21 protein-coding genes, 2 tRNA genes and 1 pseudogene are annotated in these 25,637 nt (G+C 50.3%); 15 read left to right on the top strand and 9 right to left on the bottom strand.

The genetic code is table 11. The features are described from left to right. From H5P28_RS01070 to H5P28_RS01060, 3 genes are all read left to right on the top strand, one after another. The coding region (locus H5P28_RS01070) for a DUF4838 domain-containing protein (protein WP_221773321.1) at positions 1 to 2,142 on the top strand (2,142 nt) is incomplete at its 5' end. 172 nt (positions 2,143 to 2,314) lie between these two features. Beyond that, the gene (locus H5P28_RS01065) at positions 2,315 to 4,363 is read left to right on the top strand and encodes a sodium:solute symporter family protein (RefSeq protein ID WP_185673852.1); all 2,049 of its coding nucleotides are present in this window, start codon (positions 2,315 to 2,317) and stop codon (positions 4,361 to 4,363) included. Between the two features lie 147 nt (positions 4,364 to 4,510). Next, positions 4,511 to 5,602: a Fic family protein gene (locus H5P28_RS01060; RefSeq protein WP_185673851.1), complete on the top strand. Its 1,092-nt coding sequence runs from the start codon at positions 4,511 to 4,513 to the stop codon at positions 5,600 to 5,602. A gap of 62 nt (positions 5,603 to 5,664) precedes the next feature. Here the strand turns inward: H5P28_RS01060 and H5P28_RS01055 are convergent, their stop codons facing one another. Beyond that, a complete protein-coding gene (locus H5P28_RS01055) occupies positions 5,665 to 6,201 on the bottom strand; it encodes a hypothetical protein (protein ID WP_185673850.1) in 537 nt (178 codons plus the stop codon). A gap of 3 nt (positions 6,202 to 6,204) precedes the next feature. Beyond that, entirely contained in the window at positions 6,205 to 7,584 is a 1,380-nt protein-coding gene (locus tag H5P28_RS01050) for an AAA family ATPase (RefSeq protein ID WP_185673849.1), read from the bottom strand. Positions 7,585 to 7,766: 182 nt separating this feature from the next. On the opposite strand from H5P28_RS01050, the gene H5P28_RS01045 reads away from it, so the two are divergent. The 3 genes and pseudogenes from H5P28_RS01045 to H5P28_RS20080 form a co-directional block, all read left to right on the top strand. Next, positions 7,767 to 8,117: a hypothetical protein gene (locus H5P28_RS01045; RefSeq protein ID WP_185673848.1), complete on the top strand. Its 351-nt coding sequence runs from the start codon at positions 7,767 to 7,769 to the stop codon at positions 8,115 to 8,117. 43 nt (positions 8,118 to 8,160) lie between these two features. After that, a complete protein-coding gene (locus tag H5P28_RS01040) occupies positions 8,161 to 8,343 on the top strand; it encodes a helix-turn-helix transcriptional regulator (protein WP_185673847.1) in 183 nt (60 codons plus the stop codon). Beyond that, positions 8,340 to 9,395: pseudogene (locus tag H5P28_RS20080) on the top strand (site-specific integrase); the annotation flags it as partial. The gene H5P28_RS01040 and the pseudogene H5P28_RS20080, both read left to right, overlap by 4 nt. A 218-nt stretch (positions 9,396 to 9,613) precedes the next feature. On the opposite strand, the gene H5P28_RS01030 reads toward H5P28_RS20080, so the two are convergent. The 6 genes from H5P28_RS01030 to H5P28_RS01005 form a co-directional block, all read right to left on the bottom strand. After that, positions 9,614 to 9,690, bottom strand: a tRNA-Val gene (locus tag H5P28_RS01030). Positions 9,691 to 10,000: 310 nt separating this feature from the next. Beyond that, entirely contained in the window at positions 10,001 to 10,633 is a 633-nt protein-coding gene (locus H5P28_RS01025) for a hypothetical protein (protein ID WP_185673846.1), read from the bottom strand. Between the two features lie 152 nt (positions 10,634 to 10,785). Further along, entirely contained in the window at positions 10,786 to 11,238 is a 453-nt protein-coding gene (gene ssb, locus H5P28_RS01020) for a single-stranded DNA-binding protein (RefSeq protein WP_185673856.1), read from the bottom strand. Positions 11,239 to 11,304: 66 nt separating this feature from the next. Beyond that, positions 11,305 to 11,610 carry a 30S ribosomal protein S6 gene (locus H5P28_RS01015; protein ID WP_185673845.1) on the bottom strand — a complete coding sequence of 102 codons (306 nt, stop codon included), beginning with the start codon at positions 11,608 to 11,610 and terminating at the stop codon, positions 11,305 to 11,307. Then, entirely contained in the window at positions 11,607 to 12,197 is a 591-nt protein-coding gene (gene pth, locus H5P28_RS01010) for an aminoacyl-tRNA hydrolase (protein WP_185673844.1), read from the bottom strand. Before pth ends, H5P28_RS01015 begins: the two co-directional genes overlap by 4 nt. 33 nt (positions 12,198 to 12,230) lie before the next feature. Beyond that, complete coding sequence (locus H5P28_RS01005; RefSeq protein ID WP_185673843.1) at positions 12,231 to 12,857, bottom strand: 50S ribosomal protein L25; 627 nt, start codon at positions 12,855 to 12,857, stop codon at positions 12,231 to 12,233. A gap of 555 nt (positions 12,858 to 13,412) precedes the next feature. Between H5P28_RS01005 and H5P28_RS01000 the strand changes: the two genes are divergently transcribed. Then, a tRNA-Asn gene (locus tag H5P28_RS01000) sits at positions 13,413 to 13,487 on the top strand. Positions 13,488 to 13,826: 339 nt separating this feature from the next. Here H5P28_RS01000 and H5P28_RS00995 read toward each other — a convergent pair. Further along, positions 13,827 to 14,960, bottom strand: a complete 1,134-nt coding sequence (locus H5P28_RS00995) for a LacI family DNA-binding transcriptional regulator (protein ID WP_221773320.1) — start codon at positions 14,958 to 14,960, stop codon at positions 13,827 to 13,829. 232 nt (positions 14,961 to 15,192) lie between these two features. Between H5P28_RS00995 and H5P28_RS00990 the strand changes: the two genes are divergently transcribed. The 8 genes from H5P28_RS00990 to H5P28_RS00955 all read left to right on the top strand — a co-directional run bounded on the left by H5P28_RS00990 (position 15,193) and on the right by H5P28_RS00955 (position 25,575). Continuing rightward, the gene (locus H5P28_RS00990) at positions 15,193 to 16,491 is read left to right on the top strand and encodes a hypothetical protein (protein WP_185673842.1); all 1,299 of its coding nucleotides are present in this window, start codon (positions 15,193 to 15,195) and stop codon (positions 16,489 to 16,491) included. Between the two features lie 11 nt (positions 16,492 to 16,502). Further along, positions 16,503 to 17,228, top strand: a complete 726-nt coding sequence (locus tag H5P28_RS00985) for a prepilin-type N-terminal cleavage/methylation domain-containing protein (RefSeq protein WP_185673841.1) — start codon at positions 16,503 to 16,505, stop codon at positions 17,226 to 17,228. 63 nt (positions 17,229 to 17,291) lie between these two features. Continuing rightward, positions 17,292 to 18,131 (top strand): hypothetical protein, encoded by an 840-nt coding sequence (locus tag H5P28_RS00980; protein ID WP_185673840.1) that lies wholly within the window; start codon positions 17,292 to 17,294, stop codon positions 18,129 to 18,131. Positions 18,132 to 18,286: 155 nt separating this feature from the next. Next, positions 18,287 to 18,973: a DUF6250 domain-containing protein gene (locus tag H5P28_RS00975; RefSeq protein ID WP_185673839.1), complete on the top strand. Its 687-nt coding sequence runs from the start codon at positions 18,287 to 18,289 to the stop codon at positions 18,971 to 18,973. 372 nt (positions 18,974 to 19,345) lie between these two features. Then, complete coding sequence (locus H5P28_RS00970; protein WP_185673838.1) at positions 19,346 to 22,600, top strand: glycoside hydrolase family 2 TIM barrel-domain containing protein; 3,255 nt, start codon at positions 19,346 to 19,348, stop codon at positions 22,598 to 22,600. A 57-nt stretch (positions 22,601 to 22,657) separates the two neighbouring features. Continuing rightward, the gene (locus H5P28_RS00965; protein ID WP_185673837.1) at positions 22,658 to 24,046 is read left to right on the top strand and encodes an MFS transporter; all 1,389 of its coding nucleotides are present in this window, start codon (positions 22,658 to 22,660) and stop codon (positions 24,044 to 24,046) included. A gap of 16 nt (positions 24,047 to 24,062) precedes the next feature. Then, positions 24,063 to 25,070, top strand: coding sequence for a hydroxyacid dehydrogenase (locus H5P28_RS00960; RefSeq protein ID WP_185673836.1), 1,008 nt, complete (start codon positions 24,063 to 24,065; stop codon positions 25,068 to 25,070). 130 nt (positions 25,071 to 25,200) lie between these two features. Continuing rightward, a complete protein-coding gene (locus tag H5P28_RS00955) occupies positions 25,201 to 25,575 on the top strand; it encodes a hypothetical protein (RefSeq protein WP_185673835.1) in 375 nt (124 codons plus the stop codon). Positions 25,576 to 25,637 lie beyond the last annotated feature (62 nt).

Raw genomic sequence — 25,637 nt, 5'->3', positions numbered from 1 at the left:
CAAGAAGTAATAGCAGCTGACATGTTAAAGGAGGGTCTCGATTCGATGAGCGGAGCCACTTTTAACATTATCCCTGAGCCCCTGTATGCGGAGGAATTTAGGTCGATGCCAGTTTTAAGCGTAGGAAATACAAAACTCAAGGAGGCTAGTGGACTTCTCGTGCCTGAGCTTTCTGCAGAAGGCTACGCGCTTCAGGCCTCTGGTAATGCACTTTTTTTTACCGGAGGGGAACGCCGGGGGCCCATTAATGCTGTGATTGCATTTTTGGAAGAAGACTTAGGGTGTCGCTGGTATTCTCGCTTCGTGCCTGCCTATTATCCTTATGAAGAAGAGTTGACGGTATCGGTTGTTCCGCGGTCTTATTCGCCGATTTTGGAGATGCGTGATGTATATCATGTGGAGGCTCAGGATCCCGATTGGGCTATCATGAATCGGATCAGTTCGGCGGTGGATCCTTTGTCTTTGGAGATTCCTTCGGCATACGGAGGCATGCTTCGCTATCCAGGAAGACAGTTGTTTGCTCATACATTTTATCGATTGGCTCCAGCTAAAGAGTTACTCTCTAGTCATCCTGAGTATTTCGCTTTAATTAATGGGGAGAGGCAGTTTAATAATATATGCTTGAGCAATGAAGAGGCGCTGCGGATTGTTGCTGATAATGCAATTAAGATTCTTGATGCGGATCCTGATGCGCGTTTGTTCAGCATTTCGCAAAATGATGGATCAAGCGTTCTGTGCCGCTGCGAAGACTGTTTAGCATTTTCAGAAAAGGAGAATGATTCCGGGTTGCTTATCAATTTTGTGAATCAAGTTGCTGAGTTGATTCATCGTAAATACCCCGATGTGCAGATAAGCACCTTAGCTTATTTGCAGACATTCATGCCGCCGAAAACAATACGCCCTGATGGGGATACATTGATCTGGTTGGCAACAGATCGGCATGTCTGGCACAATAAATATTTTTATATTACCGAAACTGAAGAATTCCAAGAGGCTCTCGAATCATGGCGTGCTATCGGTGCCAAAATACACATCTGGGACTATACTTTTGGAGATAATGCTAATTGGCTAACACCGATTCCAAATTTCAAGGTCATTGAAGAAAACTTTAAATATTTGGTGGAGCAGGGGATTTCTGGTATCTTTTTCCAAGATAACTTCCTTAGTATAGGTGGTTCTCGTGCAACCATGAAGGATTGGGCATTGGCTAAGTTGGCATGGGACCCTACTTTGGAAATGGATGATTTGTTACGTGATTTTACTTTTGGTTATTATGGAGCCGCTGGCCCTTCGATCTGGAAGTATAATCAATTATTACATCAAGAATGGGAGTCATTTCACCGCTCTAACAGGCCTAACCAAGGTGCTGTGTTGCATCTTGATCGTGCATTTATCAATGAGGCGCTTGCTTTAATCGATCAGGCTAAAGCGGCAGTCATTAATGACCCTGTTCTATTAGCAGAAGTTGAGCGTGAAGAAACTTGCTTGCTGTATGCACGTCTAGAGAATGGTGTAACAAATTTGGCTGATAAAAAGGCTTACCTCGAGGACATGGATCAGTTCCGGAAATATGTCGAAAAATTCGAGATAAAGAGTTTCGCTGAGCCAACTTTAACAGATACGACTACAAAGTTTACTCAATGGAGAATCGGCATGAATCTGTTCGGTAAGGAAAATTGTTCCCCTAGTGTCATTGAGCTTCAGATTAAGGATGTATTACTCCCTAAGGTTGGAGCCGCAACCTGCCGTCTAACTGAAGAGCCATTATCAGATTCCGGCTATGCTGTTTATCAGCCAGGTATGTCAACTAATTGGTCGATTCAATGGGATCGTTCGGCTATCGATGACTATCGTACAACCGAGACTTATGTTCTGCAGTTAAGAGTCAAACTTGGGGATTTAACTGGATCTGGGAGTGTTTTGATGTGCGGTGTTTGGGATCCTGAAGTGGGATCTTTGCTTGAGCGAGAAATTGATTCCTCGGAGCTTTCTCAAGATGAATTCTCTTGGGTAACTGTAGGTGAAGTTAAATTGCCAGCAAGCAGCAGTTGGATCATTTATGCTGGTGCGGCTAAAGATTCTGTTGCAGATTACTTTTTGCTAGAATCAGCTGAGTTGGTTCTGAAGGACGATTTTAATTAATTTAACCCTGGGTTAATTTTTGACTCGCGATATATCAAGCATGTCCAGTTGTAGTATTATATTACTCTGCATCTAAGCATTTCCATGCGTCATTTCGCGAATGTAAGCAGCTTGGCGGAGTAACGATTTTATTGTGACTGTGAGCGCCCAGTAGTCTGTAAATTATTTTGCTATGTTATTGTTAGCACTAGGAAATCTCAGTTCGATTGATGTACTCATTGTCGTCGTTTTGTTGGGCGTGGTCTTAGCATCGGCGCTGTATTCGCGGCGTTACACACGTAGCGTCGCGGACTTTTTGTCTGCCAACCGGTGCGCCGGACGTTATTTATTGACGGTGGCTTCTGGTGCTGCGGGCATCGGAGCCATTTCGATTGTCGCACAATGGGAAAATGCGTATCAAGCTGGGTTTGCTTCACAATTTTGGGGGCAGATGATGGCGCCAATCGGATTGCTTCTTGCGCTTTCTGGTTGGTTGATCTATCGCTACCGCGAAACACGTTCATTGACTCTCGCTCAGTTGATGGAGACTCGTTACAGTCGGCGTTTTAGAGTTTTTTCAGGGACTCTTTGTTGGGTAAGTGGTGTCTTGAATTTTGGTATTTTTCCTGCAGTTACTGCTCGGTTTCTAATCTACTTTTTAGGGATTCCTGTCTTAGAGCTGGAAGTGCTCGGACTTAGTTTTAACATCACTCTCGGAGTGGTGATGGCAATTGAGTTAATTTTAGCCGTTCTGATCACACTGAGTGGCGGGCAAATTTCTGTAATGATTACGGATTTTGTCCAAGGTCAATTAAGTAATATTATATTTCTGGTTCTCTTGGTGACCATGCTTATATTATTTCCGTGGTCTGTGATCATCGAAGCGCTGTCACAGGCACCTCCAGGTGAGTCTAAGCTGAATCCATTTGATATAAGTGGATTACCTGATTTTAATGTCAGTTTCTTTCTGATGCTGATATTTATTTCATGCTATAACTTTATGGTTTGGCAAGGTTCCCAAGGGTATAATAGTTCTGCACGAACCCCTCATGAGGCTAAAATGGCGGGTATTCTGGCTCAGCTTCGGACGAGCGTAACTTTTCTTTTGATTCCGCTGGCTGCGATCTGCGCATATGTTATGATGCATGCGCCTGTTTACGGAGAGGCAACCGCAGCGACGCTTGAGACACTTGCCAGTGTAGGTGATGCCCAACTTGCAAAGCAACTGACGACCACCGTAGCTCTGTCGGAGATTCTCCCGGTTGGTGTCATGGGCCTATTTGCGGCTGTCATGATTATGGCTGCTTTAAGTACCGACACCACTTATCTCCACTCATGGGGCAGTATATTTGTCCAGGATGTGCTGTTGCCATGTCGGCAGTTGGCGGGGAGGGAGGGGCGAATCTCTAATGAGCTACATTTATGTTGGCTTCGTCGTTCCATCGTAGGAGTTGCGGCGTTCGCGTGGGTGTTTAGCATGCTTTTCCCATTGAAGGAATTTATCCTCATGTATTTTCAAGCGACTGGAGCAATTTTCACAGGAGGGGCAGGTGCTGTTTTGATTGGAGCACTCTATTGGAAACGTGGAACCACCTCTGGCGCTTGGGCCGCGATGATCACTGGCTCAATTTTGGCTGTCGGGGGCATCTTTATTATAAATATTCTCTGGCCAAATGTCGTCCCAGGCCTACAAGCGCACTCACCTGAGGTCGCTTGGATCATGGCGTTGCCTGAGAAGTTCTGGTTGAACGGCATGGAAATGGCTTTTCTCGCATCACTATCAGCGATTGCTGCTTACGTGATCTTCTCACTACTGTCGCCTGATCCGGAGATTGATATGGATGTGATTCTTCATCGTGGAAAATACGCAGAAGTTTCTCCTCATGGTTCTGAGCCTGCTAAGCCTCAGAAAACAGGACTGGCGGCGGTCGGGTTCACCTCAGAGTTTACTCTAGGCGACAAGCTGATCTACTGCTTTAATCTTGGGTGGGTATTATTCTTCTTTCTCGCATTTATTGTCATTAGCATCTGGCAGTTATTTTATCATTGGACTGATGCTTGGTGGGCTAATTGGTGGTTGTTCAATGTGGTCGTTACCGGAATCGTCGCAGCCTTCACTACCATTTGGTTCCTGCTTGGAGGGATTAAAGATATGAAGGCGCTCTTTTGCCTCCTTAGTTCCATTAGTCGAGACAAACTAGACGATGGCACTGTCGATGAGCACTTTGGAGATGGAAGTTAATTATTACGCTTCAACGAAGAAACGTATTGGCAGGGCCCCCTGAAACTGACCCATTGTGTATGATAGATTTTCCGGTTGGTCGATTAGTTGGGTAATCGGCTCAATGAATCGACTTTACTTGAGCCGATTATGTGCTAGATTCGGCTCATGCAATACAACTGGCAGCAACCGGATTGGCCCAACTTCCGCTACGAGCTTGCAGCGGTAGAGGGGGCGTTGCTGGCGTTTGCCGACAAGGCGGGGCAGGTCAGTGGGGTATTGAAAAGTCTGCCCGATACGGTGGCTAAAGAAGCCGTCATGGATGTGATGATCGCTGAGGCGGTCAAGTCTTCGGAGATCGAGGGGCAATTTCTGAGTCGTAAAGATGTGATGTCTTCGATCCGCAATCAGCTTGGCCTCAACACCCCGCCTGAGGGTGTTCATGACAAGGCCTCGCAAGGGGCTGCTGAACTGATGGTGGATGTACGCAAGACCTGGGATGAGCCGTTGACGGAGAAGTCGCTCTTCGCCTGGCATCGGATGCTTTTCAGGGGCGAGTCGGGAAAGTGGGTCGGCAAATGGCGTTCGCATACCGAGCCGATGCAGGTGGTTTCCGGCGCGGTCGGTAAGCAAAAGGTCCACTACGAGGCGCCGCCTTCGGCTCAAGTCCCGGCGGAAATGAAAGCCTTTGTCCGGTGGTTTCGGGAGACCCGAAAAACGATCCCGCAGGCTCCTGTTCGCTCGGCGTTGACTCACCTGTACTTTGAGAGTGTCCACCCCTTCGAGGATGGCAACGGGCGGATCGGCCGCGCTCTCTCAGAAAAGGCCCTCTCGCAAGGCCTCGGCCGTCCTGCGCTCCTGAGTCTTTCGCGTACCATCGAAGCGAACAAGAGCGCGTACTACTCCGCGCTGGAAACCGCGCAGAAATCCAACGACGTCACCCCGTGGGTAAACTACTTTGTGCAAACCGTACTTGCAGCCCAAACCGAAGCCGAAGAGCGGGTGGATTTCGTCCTGCGCAAAACTCGCCTCTTTGATCGTGTCCGCGAACAGCTCTCCGACCGACAGCTTAAAGTCGTTCGCCGCATGCTCGACGCCGGCCCCGAGGGATTTCAGGGGGGCATGAACGCCGCCAAATACATGTCCCTTACCAAAGTCTCCAAAGCCACCTCTACCCGCGACCTCCAAGCCCTCGTCGAGCTAGGCGTCTTCCAGTCCGTCGGCGCCGGACGCACTGCACGGTATGAGCTGATGCTGTAGGGGCGTTTAAATCATTCTCTGATACCTAAAGAAAAAATAGTAAGTTCTTGGCTGAGGTAATCCTATGCAATTAACCGATCTAAGCTTTCATCAGTCTTGGGGTTGATGATATATGTCGGATTGGTCGGGGATGATTGTTGTCGCTTGTATCTTGTTGGTAGCTTTTGAGCGCCTTTCTGTCCGCATATTGCGACATAGTGCCGTTCCCAACCCTTGATGCTACATGAGAAGAATGTATCAAGAATTTCACTGATATAATTTATGAAGCAATCTGTGCTTTTAAACTGCTTTTTTATATGCCCGTTTTTTTGCGTACTGGATTTAAGTTCAACAAACAAAAGGATGTTTCTTCCCTTGTATACTGTGGCAATGACGGCATCACAGTTTTTTTGATGATCGCCTCCATTGAGACATGGTATTAATTGCTTTGCGCAATCGAATCTAAAGATCAATGACGAATCACTAACTCCATGAATGTTGATTCTTTTGAGCGTGGCATTCTTGTCTAATTCTTTGACGGTAAGGTATGTTGTGTTTTCACAACGACAGGCGCAATCAAGGAATAGCTTTTTCAGACTCCTGTGGGCTATGTCGGTCATTGCTTAACCAAAAAGTATTTCTTGTTGAATGGTATTCATGATCTCAATGCTTTCATCAAAACTTTTAACTTGGGCTCCTTCTTCTTGATCAATGTCGCACAGAGATAGCGTGTTAACCATCTTTTTAGAATTTAGCCCATCGATATATTTTTTCTCTGGATGTGCAAGGTACACAGATAATGTATTATGATCTAAGAGCTCCCCTATGTCGTATCCATAACGTTTACATAGCTCGTCTGATTTGTCTTTCGTTCCTTTAAGCATTATTAGGGTATTGATTTCCTTCACAAAGTAGTCGCTGTGTGTTGTGACGAAAATTTTTATGCCGACATTGGCTAGTTTTGCGCACAACCTAGCCATCATTCTTTGGTTTTCGGGGTGCAGATTTAATTCAGGTTCATCGATTATGAGAATATCACCCTTATTTGCTTGATGGCGTAGAAAGAAACCAATGTCAACAAGTGAGCGGACAGCGCTGGAGCTTTCATCCATGGTGAGTTTGAGCGTACCACTTTTCTTGGGGCTAAAGAATACTTCGTCGCTCGTTGCCTTATAATTTCCGCCTGCAATTTGATCAAAAAACTTAAGTATGTCTGGGTGATTTATTGCCAACCAACTTTTTTCATTCCTGATTTTTGTTAATCTTTGCGTAAATTCAACGTTCTCTTTGACGGGGAGGGCATAATCGGAGTATATCTTACTGAGGAGCTTGAACGGGTCGATGTCGCCTCTAGTTTCGTTGATTTGGTCCAGCATTCGGTTGCGTGCAAAAAATAGTTCTTTTGTGAAAATCGCCGATCCAGTTCTTTCGGCGCTTGCAATGAATGGTGTTGGAATAATTGATTCAAATAATAATGACGTTATTTCTTGGGACAGAATTTCGGTTAGGAAGTTTGTTGTAAGAGATGGTTTTTCATTTTCGACTCCAAGTGTTATTTTTACAATGCTAGAGTTTTCTTCTTTTTCTATAATAAGTAAATTTGTTTTTCTTGCAGATATTTTTTGTTTATATGTCGAGTAGTATACCTCAGAAGGGAAATCGAAATGTATTGAAAATTTAGTGGAGCTAAAGTACTCTTCTTTTGAAGCTAATATCCTATGTATTATAGACGTATATGACTTGCTTGCGTGGTTGAGGGTAATTTTAAATGACTTTTCGTAGTCGTTTAGGTCTAGCTCTCCGATGCCATTGTCTAATATGTTTTTTACAAGTATATCGGAGATCGGTAATTCTATGTAGTTTTTCCAAAGTTTTAAAAAACCATAAATAGCATAAGTTACATACGTTTTTCCCGAATTATTCTTTCCGCATATTACTGTGAAGTTGGCCAAATCCAGTTCGGCATCGTGTATTGCTCCAAGGTTTTTTATGCTAAACTTCATCTTATGTGTGATTGCTTGGCTGTTGTGTGGATGGCTTACATGTTAGGCTTTGCCTATTGGCAAGGTCATCCCTGCACTGTGATATTGTAGTATTCTGGTTTGGTGCAAGCTTTTTGAAAAACCTCATCTGCACGTGCAGATTTTTCTTGATCTACACGTGCAGTTGTGTTTCTGTCTTGGTCATGGTTAAGCCAGGACCGAAACTTCCCGCTGATCGCGGGCCGCGCACCCGGAAGGTGACAATCTATCTGACCGACGAAGAAGCGGACGAGTTGGAGCGCGTGCGCAAGAGGCACGGGTTCAAGTCGAGTTCCGCGCTCTTGGCGTTCATCATCGAGCCATTGGCCAAGGATTATTTTACCGGGGCAGCGTTTTGGCGTCTCGGGGTCAAGTTTGCCGATATGGTTTCCAAGCTCCCCAAGACTGAGACGCGTTGGAAGCAGATGATTCCCTTCCACAAGCTACAAATGCCAGAGATCGAAACCGTCAACGCCGAACAGGACGAAGCCACCGAGAAAGACTCTGACAAATAACACTCACTACCGTTCAACCTCCCGCCATCCATCCAACTGTTTTATGAACGATACAACGATAACCGTAAACGAGGCCGCTGCCATGCTGGGGATTTCCCGGCGCAGTCTGTACCGTCTGATTGCCGACGGCCTCCTGCCGAGAACCATCCGTGAGCGGGGGCGTGCGCGTCTGCTGCTCTCGGATATGAAAGCCTACATCGAGCGGCTTAGAAAGGGGCGGCGATGAGGGTTTTCAAGCCACGCCGCCGTGTGAATGGTAAGACCGTTGTGGCCGAGAGCTACAGCGGCTCATTCCGCATGAATTGGATGAAGTCCAAAAGCACGGTGGCTCTCAAAACGACGGACAAGACCATTGCGGAAAGGCACCTGCGGGACTACTGCAAAGTGCTCGAACTCCGGCATGAGGGCTTGCCCATCCCTTCGGGCCTGTGGGGAGCACCCACACTCGACCTGGTGGAATTAACCGAAGATTACGCCAAGGCTCTGACGAGTAAACGGCGCAGTGAAAAGCATGTGCACGACACCGTGCGGCGTATCCGGGTGACGGCTGAGGCTTGCGGCTGGGAAACAGTCGAGGACGTGACTGCGGCCAGTTTTGAGAAATGGCGCTCGGGGGACTTGATCGGGGAGAAGACCGGCAAGCCTTTGTCTGTGAAATGCGTCAACGAGCATCTGGTCAGTCTGCGGGCCTTCCTCAACTGGCTCAAGCGCCCCGGGCACATCGAGAAAAACGTGTTGGCGTATGTCGAGAAAGGCGAGACAAGAGGACACGAGACGAAGCGGCGGCGTGTCTGGACGCTGGAAGAGCTGACCCTGTTCATGGAGAAGGGGGCGCCGCTCAAGCGGGCCGACTACCGGATTGCCATCTGGTTGTTGCACTGGACCGGACTTCGCAAGGAAGAACTGGCCACGCTTCGGTGGGGAGACGTTTTTCTGGATAAACTCGACCCGCATGTGATTATCCGGGCCGAGAACTCCAAGAACCACAAGACCGAGCGCGTACCGATCATGGCCAAGGTTGCTACCAAGCTGCGGGAGATGCGCCCGGACGGAGCCGAGACGGTCGATCCGGTGCTGGACTTCATCATACCCGGTACGGATCAGTTCAAGCGGGATCAGGAGCGCGTCGGGCTGGTTTACTCAAATGAGTTCGGGGACTTGGATTTCCACTCCTTGCGGCATACCTTCGGGTATATCCTGGCTGTCAACGGTGTGCCTCTGACGACCATTCAACAGATACTACGGCACAAGCATTACAGCACGACCGAGCGGCATTACCTGAAGGTGCAGCAGTTGCCCCAGCCGCAGAGCTTGAAAGACCTTTTCGGGAGCGAGTCGTTCACTCCCGAAACCGCTCCCGAGCCTGACTTTTCGGGTCCTTTGCTGTCACAACGTAACACGGATGGATTGGAAGTAAAGATTGCGGAAACCATTTATAATCAGGTTGTAGGCCGCATAATTGCAGCATTTTCCGGTCTGAATGAAACACCCCAAAATGGTGGTCGTTACTGGACTCGAACCAGTGACTTCTACAATGTGAATGTAGCGCTCTAACCAACTGAGCTAAACGACCGGAAAAACGGGGATATTGCCAGTTTGCTTACGGAATTCAAGTCATGAATGCGTAAAAATGCAGGAAAGTCGCTACAGATGGGTGTTGTCTAATGCCTGATCAGAAGGCATTCGGCCTGTTGACGATTTTGAGAATGGCAGAGGTCAAGTGGGCAGGCAGAGGGGAGCCTTGCCGGTCTAGAGGTGCGCCGCGGAAAGAGCAGCCAACCCTTGACGCGATGCCTTAGCAGCGAAAGGGCAGGGCCGGCTGAACCCGCAATCTGCCTGCAGCGTTGGTTGGGGCGTACAGACTCAATCCTTATAGAAAAAACCTAGGAGGACGGGGGAGAGGGAAGGGGGCTTGCCGGGGTGTCGGTGAGCTTGTCGTTCGCTTGGGCAGCACTTGAAGCATCGTCGGGGCGGACAATGCGGCGACGTGGTATTTTGGGGCCCGGACTACGCTCGGAGCTGTTGTTCCCCGTTGTCGGAAGGGTGACGACCGGGCGCGAACTGACGGTTGCCCGGACAGAGGAGACGGGTGCCCCGCTGATCTGCATGGGGCTGTCGTCCGCGGTGGCGAGGGCGATTTCCTCCGTCTGGCCGCCGGAGCGAATCAGGATGCTCTGCTTTTGAGGGTCGTAGCGAACAACTTCAAAATCGTTGATCGACTCATCGACTGTAACCCAGTGCCCGACGTTGTTTTTCTTGTCGAAAATGCTGAAGCGCGTCACGCCGTCCATCTCGATCAGCCCTTTGAACTCCAGTTGGCGGCTGATAAAGCTGGGGGCAGTGGTGATAGCGGCCGGCGGCGTTACTTTTTTTTCTCCCCAGCCGGGGGGCAGGAAGGGGGAGTGTTCAACGAGCGCCTCATCAGCAGTAGCGATTCCGGCGGCACACAAGCATACGCCCGCCAGCAAGGCCTGGCGGACCATGAGTAAGCCACGGGAGAGATGGAGCCGGATCATTGTCGGATGGACTCATTTAAACCCCTAATTCGGGAAAAAGTCGCTCTTTTTCGTAAAAAACAGGGCTAAATTTGGACCAAATTCTGTGTCGCTCAAAAAAAACGGATTCGCAGCTGCGAATCCGTTTGTGAAAAAGTTGTTGATTGTTCGGCTCAGAAGGGGACGTCTTCGTCCACATCAGGTTCTGGGGTGGATTGGCGTCCAGTCGTGCGGGGAGGGGGGGAACTTTGCTCATAGCCACCGCCATTGCCACCACCGGCCCCGGCGTCGTCACGACCGCCGACAAACTGGAAATTCTCCAGCACCACGCCGAGTTTGCTGCGCTTTTCGCCGGAGCCTTTGTCGTCCCACTGGTCGAGGCGCAGGCGGCCTTCCACGAAGATCGAGCGGCCCTTGCCGAGGTATTTGGCAATGACCTCAGCCTGGCGGCCAAAGGCGTCGATGTCCACGAAAGTGGTCTCTTCGCGCTTCTCGCCGTCCTTGGTGGTGAAGTTGCGGTTCACGGCCAGTCCAAATTTACAGATGGACATACCGCCGGGTGTGACGCGCACTTCAGGGTCGCGAGTCAGATTACCGAGAAGAATAACTTTGTTGTATGAGGCCATGAAAGGAGCCTGAAGACCCGCCAGCGGCGGGTCAACTGTCATTCAAATTGCCGGAGCGATTTCCGCTCAGTCCTTGGACTGGACGAGGATGCGGTTGACCTGCTTGTCGAGGCGGAACTTCTCCTGGATCTGGGTCGAAGCCGCGGCCGGGCCGGTCAGCGCGTACTGCACGAAGATGCCGCCCTGAAAGTGGCGGTCAGTAGTGCGGACGAAGTCCTTCTGGCCGAGGTTTTCGACCTTGCCGACTTCAAAGCCGATGGCGGTGAAGCCGTCCTTGATCTTTTCGATCAGGGTTTCAACCGCGTCGGTGTAGTTGCGGGTGTCGAGGATGACGGTGGCCAGGTACTGGCTCTGGGTTGCTGTGTCGCTCATGCTGGTTCGGAATGGGATCGGGTGTTAAGTTGATTCATGGCCGTTTCGACGCCCCGTGACAGGAGCAGATGCAGGCCTTTCAGGTAGTCGGGCATCCGGGCAGTTATGAGGGCGTTTTCCGCCTCGGTGAATCTGCCCAGGACCCAGTCTTTTAAGTCCATCGCCGGGTGGCTCTTGCCGCCGATACCGATGCGGTACCGGAGGAATCCCGCCCCGGCATCTCGCAGCAGGCTGGAGATGCCGTTGTGCCCGCCGGCGCTGCCGTTGAGGCTGAGCTTGAGCCGCCCAAGTTCGAGATTGATCTCGTCATAGGCGACAATAGCTGCGGAAGCCGGTTGCCGGTGGAAGCGCAGCCACGCCCCGAGGGCGCGACCACTGTCGTTGACATAGGTCAACGGCTTCATCAGCACCACAGACTGGCCGGCGAGGGAGACCTTGGCGGTTTCGGCCTGGAATCTTTTTTCGTTTTTCCAGGCCGCTCCCTGTTCGGTCGCGAGGGCGTCAACCACCGCGAAGCCTATATTGTGGCGGGTACCGCTATACTCCGGTCCGGGGTTTCCCAGGCCGACGATAACGGCGATAGACATGACTGTAAAAGAACGTGAAGAGGGGAGGGAGGCTTAAGCCTCTTCCCCGGGTTTTTCGCCTTCGGCGGTTTCTTCGCCTTCGGCGGAGTCGGTTGCCTCCTCGGCCATCGGGGCATTGCAAATGACCACAACGGTTTCAGGGTCGCCCTGGTAGGTCACGCCCTTGATCTCGGGGAGTCCCGCCACGTGGATGGTGTTGCCGATGTCGAGGCCGGAGACGTCCAGGTCGATCTGCTCGGGCAGGTCCTTGGGCAGGCAGGAGACTTCCACTTCGTGGAGGGAGATCTCAAGTGAGCCGCCGCCCGTCTTGACGCCCTTGGCTTCACCGTGCGTGTGCACCGGGATGTGGGCGGTGATGGTCTGGTTGGCGCTGACTTCGAGGAAGTCGATGTGTTCGAAACGGTCGGTGCGCGGATTGCGCTGCACGGCCTGGATGAGGGTGGTGGTCTTGCCACCCTTGTCGTTCTCAAGGGTCACGATGGTAGCGGAGCCACCGATCTCGCGCATGAGCAGCAAAAAGTCTTTCTCGGTTACGGCTAGTTTGTTGGAGCCGCTTTTTCCGTAGATGACTGCAGGGATGCTGCCCTGTGCGCGCAGGCGGCGGGCAAAGCCCCGGCCTTGGCCCTCGCGTGTGGATACGGATAGGATGTGTTCTGACATAATCGTTTTTCTGTTGACCGGCCGAGCCGGCGATGTGGAAAAACGGGAAAAGGTAAGGGCTCGACGCCGAAAAGCAAGGCAAACTTTTTCACCGAAGCGAGGGCTGTGTTCGCGTGCAGTGCTTGCCTGGAGAATTCTCGCGTCAATTGTGGCGTTTAAGTTTTTGGCTGCTGTTAGCTCTTGGGCCTTATACTGGCCTGGATGGCTGGACTACGCTGGAAGGGGATGGCGAGAGAAGGTTTGAGGGTGATGTTTCACCACCGATTTCGATTGCTTCTACCCTTGTGCATAATGCCCGGTTGAGACTGGTAGTGGTCTTATTCCATCTGTAGTATCCTACGTATGGTTGGCGGGCTCCCGATGTTGAGAGATTTACTTCGTGAATCCTTAACTGCTTTCAATTCGCCCTTTAGGCGCTCTATTTCCGAGGGATGAATCTCTCGGTATTCGTGACTATAAGGCTCTGGGAGCGCTGTTTTTTTGAAAAATGAAAAATTCATGCTTGCCAAGCCCTTGTGCCTCCCGTTTCTTTTGCCGCTTCCGCAATACAAGAGTTGCCCGGTAGCTCAGCGGTAGAGCAGGTGACTGTTAATCACTTGGTCGCTGGTTCGATCCCAGCCCGGGCAGCCAAGTTTTCCTTTCGGAAACTCTCCCCGCTTCCGATTGACTCCAGAGACCCGAGACCACGTTTGGCTCGGGATTTTTTATATCCCGCTGTCAGCAAAGGGTTACGAAACCCGCCCGCATGGCCACGCCCTCCCTCTCCCCGCCATCGGAGAACCCGGCCTGTTAAGCACTTTTCGCCCACAGTCCCCAAAATGGCCGTTTTTCTCCGTTTCTCAGCCAGAGACCCAAAATAAGTTAACAAGGCGTCAGCCTCGCCCCGAGCCTGCCTGTTTCGGAAGCCATTTTTTGTCGTTATCCAAAGGCGCTTGAAATCAACTATTCTACAGAGTCCCCCGTGACAAGCTATCTCGATTTTATTGTTTTTCCATAGCGCCAATTACCACGGATCAAAGTTTCGTGGAAGATCTCAGGCGGTCCGATTTGATTCGTTTGAAGCATGGTGATTAATTCGCGGACTGCCTGGGCACCAATGTGCCGCTTGTTCTGCCAGATTCCGGCCCAGTCCGCACAGTCGTCATCCAAGGCCAGGTGGGCGACACCAATATCATTGGGTACGCATAATCCGAGTTCAATTAACCACTCTATTATACTCTGGTTCTGCACGACAATGGCGTCTGGATGCTCCTTTGCTATCCAGTCCCTGAGCATACCCAATGGCTTTGCGCGTAAATTTCCCTGATCTGGTTTCTGACTTTCCTCGGCAGCCCATTTGGAAAATTGAATTTCATTGGGAAGCCCCCAGATACTTTTGAAGGTTAAAGGCCGTACCTGCTCATGCTTGGGGAGGTCTTTTTGAAAGTAATGCAGTGCTGCCAAATAGGTGTTTTGGGAACGGCGGTTCTCAAGATTATGCATGAACAAGCCAATACGCCTATAGCCATTTAGGCGTAATACTTTTAGGGCAAGCATTAGGTTGTAGTGATAAGAGGGTGCGACACGGTGAAGGCGAGGGGAATGAAGTGCGCTCTCAAAGGTGATGCCGCATAAGCGTTCCCAATCGAAGGCCAGGTGGGAGACACCCAGGATAGTGGGCGCGGGCGTAATAATGACTCCGCGAATGCCACGATTGATCAGTATCTGCGACATCCGCTTTTCTGTCATGCCAGGCTCATACAGCCAGAAATCGTCCAGCCGGTATCCCAACGCTGCACACTCTTTTTGAGCCCCTTCCATGTAGGGGGTCAACCATTTGTAGTCCCGCCAATACCACCGTTCGGGGGAGGCGTTGAGCCAAGCAAGGGGCTCCTGATAGCGCTTTTTTGCTGCGCGTACGCTTGCCATCACTGCGGAAACACGCGGATCGGGGACATAACCCAATTCGGACGCTTTTTTTCTGATGATAGCGGCGGTACTGGCTTTGACCTTGGGCGAGGAGCGCAGAGCGCAGGAGACCGTAATGCGTGAATAGCCAGTAGCTTCGGCAATGTCCTTGAGACCTACGTTTTTTTTGGAGGCACACATGGCTGATTCCTTCATAAGCCATAACACCCAAGATCTAGGCAAGCATTAAAATCGTATGTACGATTCTGAGTCACTCGACAATTTGCGAAGAACTAGGCTTAATGGCGTAGTAATCACCAATAACCCCATTGCTTGAACATATACCTAGCCGGCCTTTTGGGCAAATACATGATATTCTACGACCTGCAACTGCTTGTATGCGCAGTCAACAGGGCCGTGCGGTAATACATCAACCGACCCCACTCCAATGAGAAAACATATCAAACGCTTAATATCTCCCAGCCTGATTGTAATAGCCTGTTTACTCGCTGGTAAGGCGTTAGCATCTTCCGCGTCCGAATCTGTCAAGGGATCGATGGCCCGGTTGGATGCAATTTACGCGGACACGGTTCCTTGGATACTGCATCTTTATGACGAGGAAACAGGTGGATTCTATCAGGCTGAGAGCCTTAAAGACGGCACCGAAGATCAGCCCTATGAGCCAGACATCCAGTCTACCTTTCAGGCTGTATTTTTCCTAGATAATTGCGGCCAGCTCTCCGTATTGACTGAGGAGCAGAGGGCCAAAATCATTCAGTTCTTTCAAGTGCGGCAAGATCCGGAGACTGGGTACTTTTCGGACCCATTTTACCCTCAGATGAAAGACAATCCCCGTGTTATGGGGCGTGCGCTCATGTTTTCTCTACATGCGCTACGCATACTTAAGGCGGAGCCGCTCTATCCTCTGCCTGGTGACAAAAGCAGGAACACCGAAGGGGAACCGCAGGCGAATAACTCGGTCGATCAGTTGAATTCCAATGGCTCAGATGATGCCAAGGAAGCCTCGCAATCGTCCAACAGAAAAACTAGCAAACAAGCCAATATCCCAGGTTTCCTCGAAAGCAGGGAGGCCTTTCAACTATGGTTGAATGAGCTACCTTGGGACAACTCGTGGAAGGCTCTGGATGCGTTGAGTTCGCAAGCAAGCTTAATCCAAACCCTGGAGCCATCCACTAGGGACGCACTAATAGAACTGGCGTTGGAAAACGTCCGTGATCGTCAGGATCCGCTTACAGGTTTGATTGGTGTCGGTTCATACAATGTGCGTATTTCCGGATCGTTTAAGCTTATAGCCTTTTGTAATAAGCTAAAGCAACCCATTCCACGAGCCAAAGAGTTAAGAGCTTCTGCCTTAGGGTGGTTCAATGGAGACTTGGAGACTGATCAGATACTATTTATTTTTAACGCAACCGAGATGCTGTCCGCCTTGGTAAAGGAGACGGGTGAGCCGCTAAGTGACGAAGAGATTGTAACTGTTATCAATGTAGCCTCCCGAGAGTTGGAGAAATATCGTAGTTCCGACGGTGCATTCCACAGGCGATTGAGTGGTTATCGGATTAGTCCAAATGACCTGTTTTGGCGTACCTCGAATTTTCCTGGCCAGGGAGGCATGAATGCGGTTCATGCCGCACGGGGAGTGCGGGAATCTCTTTATAAGTTAGCGGGGATGTCTCCTCCTCCCCTCAAGGTTGTTGCTCAGAGGGAAGAACAATTCAGTCAAAATTGAGTTTGAAAATAATGAAAACCGCCAAAAGACACTTTGCGACGGGCAAGCGGGGTTTTACTCTGACGGAATTCATTGTTGCGGTCGCAGTGATTGTTGTCCTTACGGCAATTGCCATTCCAGCAATATCGGGGATTATATCAAATGCTCGCATGGCTGGATGTAGCAGCAATCTTCGCCAACTTGGTGCCGCAGGGCTGCTTTATGTGCAGGACAACGGTGGAAAAATGTTTCCTTATCGCAGTGGAGACAACCAGTCCATGGGGTGGAATTGGCTACTGATGCCATACGTCGGCTTTAATAAAAGCCAAGGATCTACCAAAGAGTGCGAGGTGTTTATATGTCCGGAGCGGACGCTGGATGTAAAAAAACCGACATACTATTTGAGGTTTACATACTGTATAAACAATACCTTGGTGGCTGGTCCTGAGGATTCTTCGCCTCCTCTTTTAAATGCGATAACAAGTCCACAGAATGTCATTTTCTTTGCCGACAGCGGACAGGTTCCGCAGTGGTCAGGTAGCTCTTCTTATGCATTTAGGTGGAAAAGAAATCCGCCTCCGCCAGACCCTAAAGGTATATTATCTCCCAAAGCAGATCCGGATGTCGATGATAGTTCAAATTATGGATATTTTAGATACCGTCACAATGGATCATGTAATGCTGTCTTTATTGATGGCCATGTGGATTCTTTTAGGCCTGGTGAGGTATTAAATGAAAATTATTACTCATCATATTGAGTGTATTTTTTTGATAAACTATTTGTGGTAGAAAATATATAAAACAACAAAAACCCTAAGACTATGAGCATTATGAATATTAAATTAGTGAACGTTATCGTTTTATCCGTTGTCATTGCAACAGCAGCCAATGGAGCAACGATTCTAGATGGCGGCTGGTATTGGGTCTCCGGGAGCGATACAAGCGACAGCTCAGTTAGCGAATCGTCTGGAAGCTTGGAGATAAATTTTCCGACTCGCCAGACAGTATATTCAGGAGTTGTAGCTTACTTTCCTGAAGTCTCACTCCAGAATACAGGCGATAGTGTTACCTTGAGCTTTTCACTTACGACCCCAAGTGTTTCTTTCCCTGGCGGAGGATGGGGCAATACCCTCTACTCAGGCCTTTATAATTCCGGCGGCAAGCAATTGACCTCGGACGCTACCACATGGGGGCCGTCTACGGGTAACTTGTTTAAAAACTATTCTGGCTTTGTAACCCAAGGGCCTATTGGAGCTGTGAGCGATATGAGCATTAATTTTCAAGAGCGTAGTTCAGATTCCGGCTACTCTGGTCTTCTTTTTGGGGCGACTACCATTGATTCTGTGAATTACCCCAGTGGTACAATTTCAACAAGCTCCACGTATGATTTTTCCCTTACTTTGACAAGGACATCCAACGGGTTGTCGTATACAATTGCATATGCAGGCGTCAGTTTTTCTGGAACCGATATCGATCCTGTTACCTACGATTTCGATACGTTCTTACTTGGATTTAATCAGCAAGCGTTTGCAAATGATTCGGTGTTTATTCTAAGCGATGTTTCGGTTTCACCGATCCCCGAACCCGCAGGTGCAATGGCTATTTTTCTCAGTGTTGCATTGATTTTGACTCTAGCAGTACGGGTGAAACGCAAGTCGTAAGAGATACTGGTTTTAGGGTAATAACGCCGTTTGGTTGCGTGCTGTTTGTGCGCAACCAAATGGTGCTAATAGGAATATCTCGACCTTGAGGTTGGGATGATGTTATTCGTTGGTGTTGGTGGTGATTCCGTTGTGAATTTTAATGCATTTTAAATATGCTACGTTTATTTAGTTTGGTTTTTATTGCCATGAGTACGTGTGTTGTGAGTTTCGGAGAATGCAAATGGGGCGATAGCTTCGAAGGAGGATTGAATAATTGGGTCATCGAGCAAGCGGGGGACGGAGACATCATATCAGGAGATGGCTGCTTAGAAATCAAAGATAAAGAAGGATGTACTGTATGGTTTCGATACCGATTGAACGCCCCGGTTGTTATTACATACGATGCTGAGGTAATTGACGCCGGAGGTGATTATGACCGATTGTCAGATTTAAATTGTTTCTGGATGGCCAGTGACCCACGTCATCCCAACGATTTATTCTTTGAAAATCATGGCAGGACAGGCGATTTTAAAACATATAATATATTGCAAACGTACTACGTTGGGTACGGTGGGAATGATAATACAACAACCCGTTTTCGCCGCTACTCGGGAAATGGTGAAAAACCCCTTTTGCCAGAGCATGATTTGGGATCCGATGAGTATCTTCTGATGTCTGAAAAGGTTTATCATATTCGCCTGGAAGCTATAGATGGAAAAGTCCGTTATATTAGAGATGGGGACGTGATTTTTGATTTCTATGATCCTGATTTCTTGAAATCCGGATGGTTTGGGATTCGCACTTTTAACAGCCACCTAAAAATAAGAAATTTCCGTATTTTGGCTCATGATCGCAATTAAATAGCTAATGATCATACCATATTTATTGTATGGTATGGTTAGGCAAAGTTGCGATTGGATCTCAGGATTCTGACGGAGGGTAGCGCTGTAATCAATTTGGATTCGTATGTACGATTTAACGTCTATCGACAGTGCCCCTAAATTCCGGCGAAGTAGCGTTATAACCTCCATTAAGATTAATCGTGTGAGCATGAAAAGTCATTCTGAATGTTTATTTGGCGTGTTAGCGTGCCTTTGCATACTCGTTGCATCGTCCAATACCCCCCAATGCAGCCAAAAGGTGGAATGCTTGCGGCAGGAATTCGATTACGGAAAGGGCTGGTCGAGTTTTCTATTTCAGGATTTTGATGCATCAACCGGAGTTGCTCTCCAATGAAAGCATTACTTCGGGATTCGAGTATTTCAGAAAGCTCTGCAAGGACTCACCCTGCGGTCAATGACTCGCTTAAGGGGCTCCCTGAGATTGAGAATCCTCTGGTAACCGGGATCAAAAAACTGCCTCCCCGAAACACCTCGTGGCCAACTCCCGATACGGAATCGGGTTGGGCGAGCACTTATGACCACTCCCCTTGGCTGAAGTCGCTCAACAGCGAGGACGCCTGGTCTTTCTGCTGGTCACCAGAACCTTCGTCCAGACCGGCGCATTTTTACCGGCCAGACTTTGACGCTCAATCGTGGCAGCGTCTGAGAGTACCTGCGTGTTGGCAGATGCATGGCTATGGCGTGCCCATCTATTCGAATCATTGCTATCCATTTCAGCCGGACCCGCCTCGGGTCATGAGCGAGCCTCCTCCTCATTATACTGCGTACACGCAGCGAAATCCCGTCGGCTCCTATCGTCGGTGGTTTGAAGTGCCTGACGATTGGATTGAGGGTAGTGGTGAGCGCGTACTGCTGCATTTTGCTGGAGTGAGCGCTGCCATGTACGTGTGGGTGAACGGACACCTCGTTGGCTACAGTCAGGATTCACGCTCGCCGGCGGAATTCGATATTACTGAATACCTACTCACGCCTGATGTCGGCTCAAACCTATTAGCGGTTGAAGTATACAGCTATTGCGCGGGATCGTATCTGGAGGATCAGGACATGTGGAGGCTCAGCGGTATATTCCGCGATGTCTTTTTATACCGTACGCCAGCGGTTACGGTTTGGGACTTTCATCTCGAAGTTGCATTGGCCGATGATTATGAGGAGGCGTCCATTGCCCTGCATTTTAACCTGAGGCGGTTAGGCCAGAGTATGGCTGCCTTGCTCATCCGCGTATGCCTGCACGACGAGGAAGGTAATGAGCCGTGGGGTGCTCCAGTGATTGCCGAAAAGATTAAGGCCGATGAAGGCGTTAGCAAAAAAGTCACGCTGCAAAATCCCAAGCTCTGGTCCCATGAGATCCCTTACTTGTATTCCGCGCTGGTTGAACTGGTAGATGAAGAATCGGGAATTGTGATCGAGGCAAGGCGAATGGATGTGGGATTCCGCCGTATTGAAGTCCTTGGACAGCAACTTGCGATTAACGGGCGCCCGATCAAAGTCAAGGGCGTCAACCGTCACGAGTCTAACCCGGAAGCGGGCTATGTGGTCTCAGCGGCGGACATGGAGCGGGACATCCACCTGATCAAGCAGGCCAACTTCAATTTCGTGCGCGGATCGCATTATCCAAACGACCCGCGTTGGTACGGGCTGTGCAATCGGCACGGTCTGCTGGTGATGGACGAGGCCAATGTCGAAAGCCACGGGCTGAGTTATCATAAATGTGTACTGCCGGGAGATGATCTGCTGTGGGAGCCGATGACGGTTGAGCGATTGCGCCGGATGGTCGTGCGGGACCGTGGCCAGCCTTGCGTCGTGATGTGGTCGCTGGGTAATGAGGCCGGTTACGGGAAGGTGTTTCTTCGAATGCGTGAGGAGGCGCACCGGCTCGATCCTGAGCGGCGGCTTATCCAGTATGCGGATATGAATCTCGCGGGAGACATCGACAGTCAAACCTACCCGACGACAGAGTGGCTGCTTGATCATTTGGCGGGTAAAGCTGTGCGAAAAGGTGAGCACGGCGAACTTGGTAGTCCGGAGCAGCATGGCATCTATCCCTCGGGGAAGCCTTTTATTGCCAATGAGTACGCGCACGCCCATGGCAATGCGCTGGGAAATTTTAAAGATTACTGGGATATTTTCTATGCGCATCCCGAGTTGTGGGGAGGCTTCATATGGGAATGGGCCGATCAGACGCTGCTCAAGAAGGATGAGGCGGGCAGGCTTTTTCATGCCTACGGCGGAGATTTTGGTGATCAGCCGAACGACGGACGTTTTTGCTGTAAAGGACTGGTAAGCGCCGAGCGGCATCCGCGTCCGCATTATTGGGAGGCAAAAAAAGTCCTTCAGTCGATCAGCTTCCGTTCAAGTTCAGACGATCTTCAGCAGGGGCGGGTACAGATACGCAATCATTACAGCTTTCTTCCTCTTTCGACCTTCTCCGGGGAGTGGGTGATTGAGAAAAATGGATACGCGGTCGCTGACGGAGGGCTTGTTGGTCTGGAGGCCCTGCCCGGGGAAAGTGTATGGGCTACCCTCGATATTTCGCCAGGAGTCATTGACGATCCAATGGCCGAATATTTTTTGACGATGGTCTTTCGCTTGCGCGAGGGGGCATCGTGGGCTTCTGCCGGTCATTGTGTCGCATGGGAGCAAATCCCCCTCCATCTCCCATCGTACTGTGGCGATGGACGATGGGCACCTGCTCTCCTGCGTTTCGACACATGGGAACCGGTGAAGCAAGATGTTCTGCTTTGCGCGGCGGGGGCTGAAGTGCTCGTTGATGCCGCGACAGGCCAAATGTCGTCGATCAAGCTTCAGGGGAAGGAATATCTGCGTGGACCCATCAGACCGTGTTTTTGGCGTGTGCCCACCGACAGCGATATCGGGTGGGAGGTGCCTGAAATAATGGGGGCTTGGAAGATGGCGGCGAATCGGATGACGGTACATGCGTTCGAGCGTGGAGAGGCTGCCGGCGCAGAATCTGTCAGGGTGAGGTTTTTGTTTGAGGACCCTGCTCTGGCTGGCGCATCGATCGCTCTCGTGTATTCACTTTCTCATGACGGTATCTTGAGGATTTTCGGTGAGCTTCGCCTGGGTGAAGGAACGCCAGAGCTTCCACGTTTTGGGCTGGTGCTGCCTCTGGTTTCGCGCTTTAGCCACGCGAAGTGGTATGGGCGGGGGCCACAGGAAAACTACTGCGATCGCCTCAGCGGGGCTCGGGTCGGCATCCATGAGTTGTCTGTGGCGAATTGGCAGACGCCGTACGTGCGCCCTCAGGAGAATGGGCATCGCACCGGTATTCGCTGGCTGGAGTTGTACCCTGAGCAAGGGGAAGATCGACTTCTCCATCTGAAGGCCGCTGCATTACCCTTACTGGGCGTGAGCGTTTGGACCTGTACGGATGAGAATATGGAAAACGCCACGCATGATGCATTTTTGAATAAGGAAGATGCGCTGACGGTTCACGTGGATGGCTGGATGATGGGAGTGGGAGGAGATACCAGTTGGGGGTCGCCCGTGCATGAAGCATACCGGAGCAAGATTCCGGGGACCTATAGCTTTGAATTTGAACTGTCTGCCGGCGCGGGCGCCGGATGAGCCAATCTGACCTAGCTGTATATTCCACGCCGACTTTTTTGACGAACAACTTACATAATGCTCGCGCCTTACAATAAATCGACTCCTCAACAAAGCACGACTACGAGAACTTGGTCTGTCGGGACCCTTGTTTATACCTCGGGCGGATTAGCTATACTTTTCTTCTGGTTGTTGTTGGGAGACTTTTCGTGGTCAATGCGGGATCGGTCTGTCGGGCCATTGTCGCAGTGGTACTTGAGTAGCCTTGAGGTTCCGAATCTAGTATTCGGCCTGATCGTTAGTTCCTTTCCCGCCGCCATCGGATTAATTCTTGGGCCAATTATAAGTGTGAAGTCCGACCGGCATCGTGGTCGCTGGGGACGGCGCATTCCCTTCCTGTTGATAACCACCCCGATGGCAGCCTTGGGGATGATAGGGATCGGGGTGACTCCTTTGATCGCATCTTGGGTACATGGACATTTCCCGGACCAGGAAGAGTGGGTGGTCGCGGTTGCCTGTTTCAGCGTTTTCTGGGCTTTCTTTGAGTTTGCGACCATCGCCGGGCAGGCGGTTTTTGGCGGGTTGATCAACGATGTCGTCCCGAAGGAGTTGTTGGGGCGTTTCTACGGCATGTTCCGTGCCATCAGCCTGATCGACGGGATGATTTTCAACTACTGGATCATGGGCAAGGCTCCTTCGCACTTTACTCTGATCCTGATCGTCGTTGGTGTTTTCTACGGGACTTCTTTCATGCTGGTCTGTTTCAGGGTCAAAGAGGGAGAATATCCTCCTCCGCCGTCCCGAGAAAAAAGCACCTGTGGGATTATTGGGAACTTCTGGAGCGAAGTCAGGTTGTACTGCCGCCAGTGTTTCACCAATCCCTACTACCTGTCCATCTTTGTGATGATGACACTGGCCACGATTTCCTTTTACCCGGTCAACATTTTCGCCCTTCCTTATGCGCGAAGTCTAGATATCAGTATGGATCTTTACGGCAAGGCTCTGGCGTTGACGTACGGGATTTCCCTGTCGATCACTTTCTTTATCGGTTGGCTGGTTGATGTTTTTCACCCGTTGCGTGTGGCCATGGTTTCACTGTTCGGGTATATGCTGGCCACGTTGTGGGGTTCGTTGCTAGCCGATACTCAACAGTCTTTCCTGGTCGCATGGGTCGCGCATGGAGTGCTTTCCGGCTGCTTCTTTACAAGTTCAGCGTCCCTTGGCCAGAGACTGTACCCCCATGAGAAATTTGCCCAGTTTGCTTCGGCTGCCGGTATTTTTACCTCGATGAGTGTGGTGGGAATCGGGCCTCTGGTCGGAACGATCATCGATCTCTCAGGGAATGTCTACCGGTATACATTTACAGCCGGATTGATCCTGTCGGCATCCGCGCTACTGGTCGCATTTTATGTCTATCGCCGATTCACGGAATTGGGCGGCACCGGCAGTTACTCCGCCCCGGAATAATCCACACCCTTTTATCATGAATAAAAAACCTAAAGCCGTTTACCTGCTTCGGCCCTATGCCTACGATCTTATTTATGGGCCGGAGGAACGTCGCGATATTTCCTCACTGGCAGAGGTTTTGGAACCCGTGATGACAATGGAGAACTGGTTGAAATACCCTGGCATATGTCAGCAGGTTGAGGTCATCTTTTCGGGGTGGGACATGCCGCTGGTCGATGAAGTGTTCCTTGGGACGTTTCCCCAACTAAAAGCTATATTCTACGGCGCTGGGTCAATCCGCGGCTTCGCAACGGACTTACTCTGGGACCGAGATATCACAGTCAGCAGTGCTTACCGTGCCAATGCGATTCCGGTGTGTGAATTTACCGTGGCTCAGATTGTTCTAGCGACGAAGCATGCATGGAGGCTCGCATCCGAAACCCGGACGTCGAGACGCTTTGCGGCAAGTAATAGTTTAGTTCTTCCGGGTATGTATAAGTCTGTTATCGGGTTGATTTCGCTAGGTGCCGTCGGACGCATGATAGCCGAAAGACTGAGCCAATATGATGTACAGGTTATTGCTTACGACCCGTTTGTGGAGTCTGCCGAGGCGAAAGCGCTTGGTGTTGATATGTGCTCCTTGGAGGAAGTGTTTCAGCGTTCAGATGTGGTTAGTTGCCATACCCCTTGGATCAAGGAGACGGAAGGTATGCTCACCCATGAGCTTTTCATGTCCATGTCGCATGGGGCTACTTTTATCAATACTGCGCGCGGGGCGGTTGTCGATCAGCCAGGACTAATTGCGGCCCTGTATAAGCGTCCCGACCTCTACGCTATGCTTGATGTGACCTGGCCGGAGCCGCCGCCTCCCGAGTCGCCACTTTATACGCTTCCGAATGTCTGGCTCACACCCCACATTGCGGGTAGCAAAGGGATGGAGTGCCATCGGTTGGGGCGGACGATGGTTGATGAGTTGGAGCGTTATCTGTCGGGAGAACCGCTGAGGTTTCAGATATTGAGAGACAAGGCTATGGTCATGGCTTAAGCGGCATTTAACCCCGCTTTTCTATGTTGATCTATAAAGTAGTTCCTTAGTCGATAGCTTGTTTAGTAATATAATGTGTTAATGAAATAACGCGATTATCATAGCACCTATACGAATACATTCTATTTCTATGAACATTGACAACGAATTGAAACGCCTCGAAGAGGAGAAGAAGAAACTGCAAAAGCAGAAGCAGCAGCTGTTGGAGCAAAAGAGAAAACGGAAGGCGGCGCAGGCCAAGCTTGCCACTCTCGTCAAGCAGAGCGGGTTTGATACGCCCAAGGCACTGGTGGAGGCGTTGATCGAGAAGTATGGCGTTCGTCTTCAGCGTGAGACAGCAGCCCTGCCCCAACGGCGTAAGCACACCAAGGTCACGCCGGAGCTTCGTGATCACATCAAGGGGTTGTTGCATGAAAAGTCGATGAACCGTGTCTCGAAAGAACAGCGGATCAGTTATGCGGTCATCGCCAAGGTGGCTAATGGGGCCTACGACAAGCTCAAGTAAGTTTTTCTTGTTTGTGTCTCATTGTGTCCGGCAGACCACTGGTCGGTAATTCCCGATCATAG

The organism is Ruficoccus amylovorans, from assembly GCF_014230085.1.
In the GTDB taxonomy this organism is placed as follows: Bacteria; Verrucomicrobiota; Verrucomicrobiia; order Opitutales; family Cerasicoccaceae; genus Ruficoccus; species Ruficoccus amylovorans.
The sequence above is the reverse complement of the archived record's forward strand: the minus strand, read 5'-3'. Positions and strand labels throughout refer to the sequence as shown.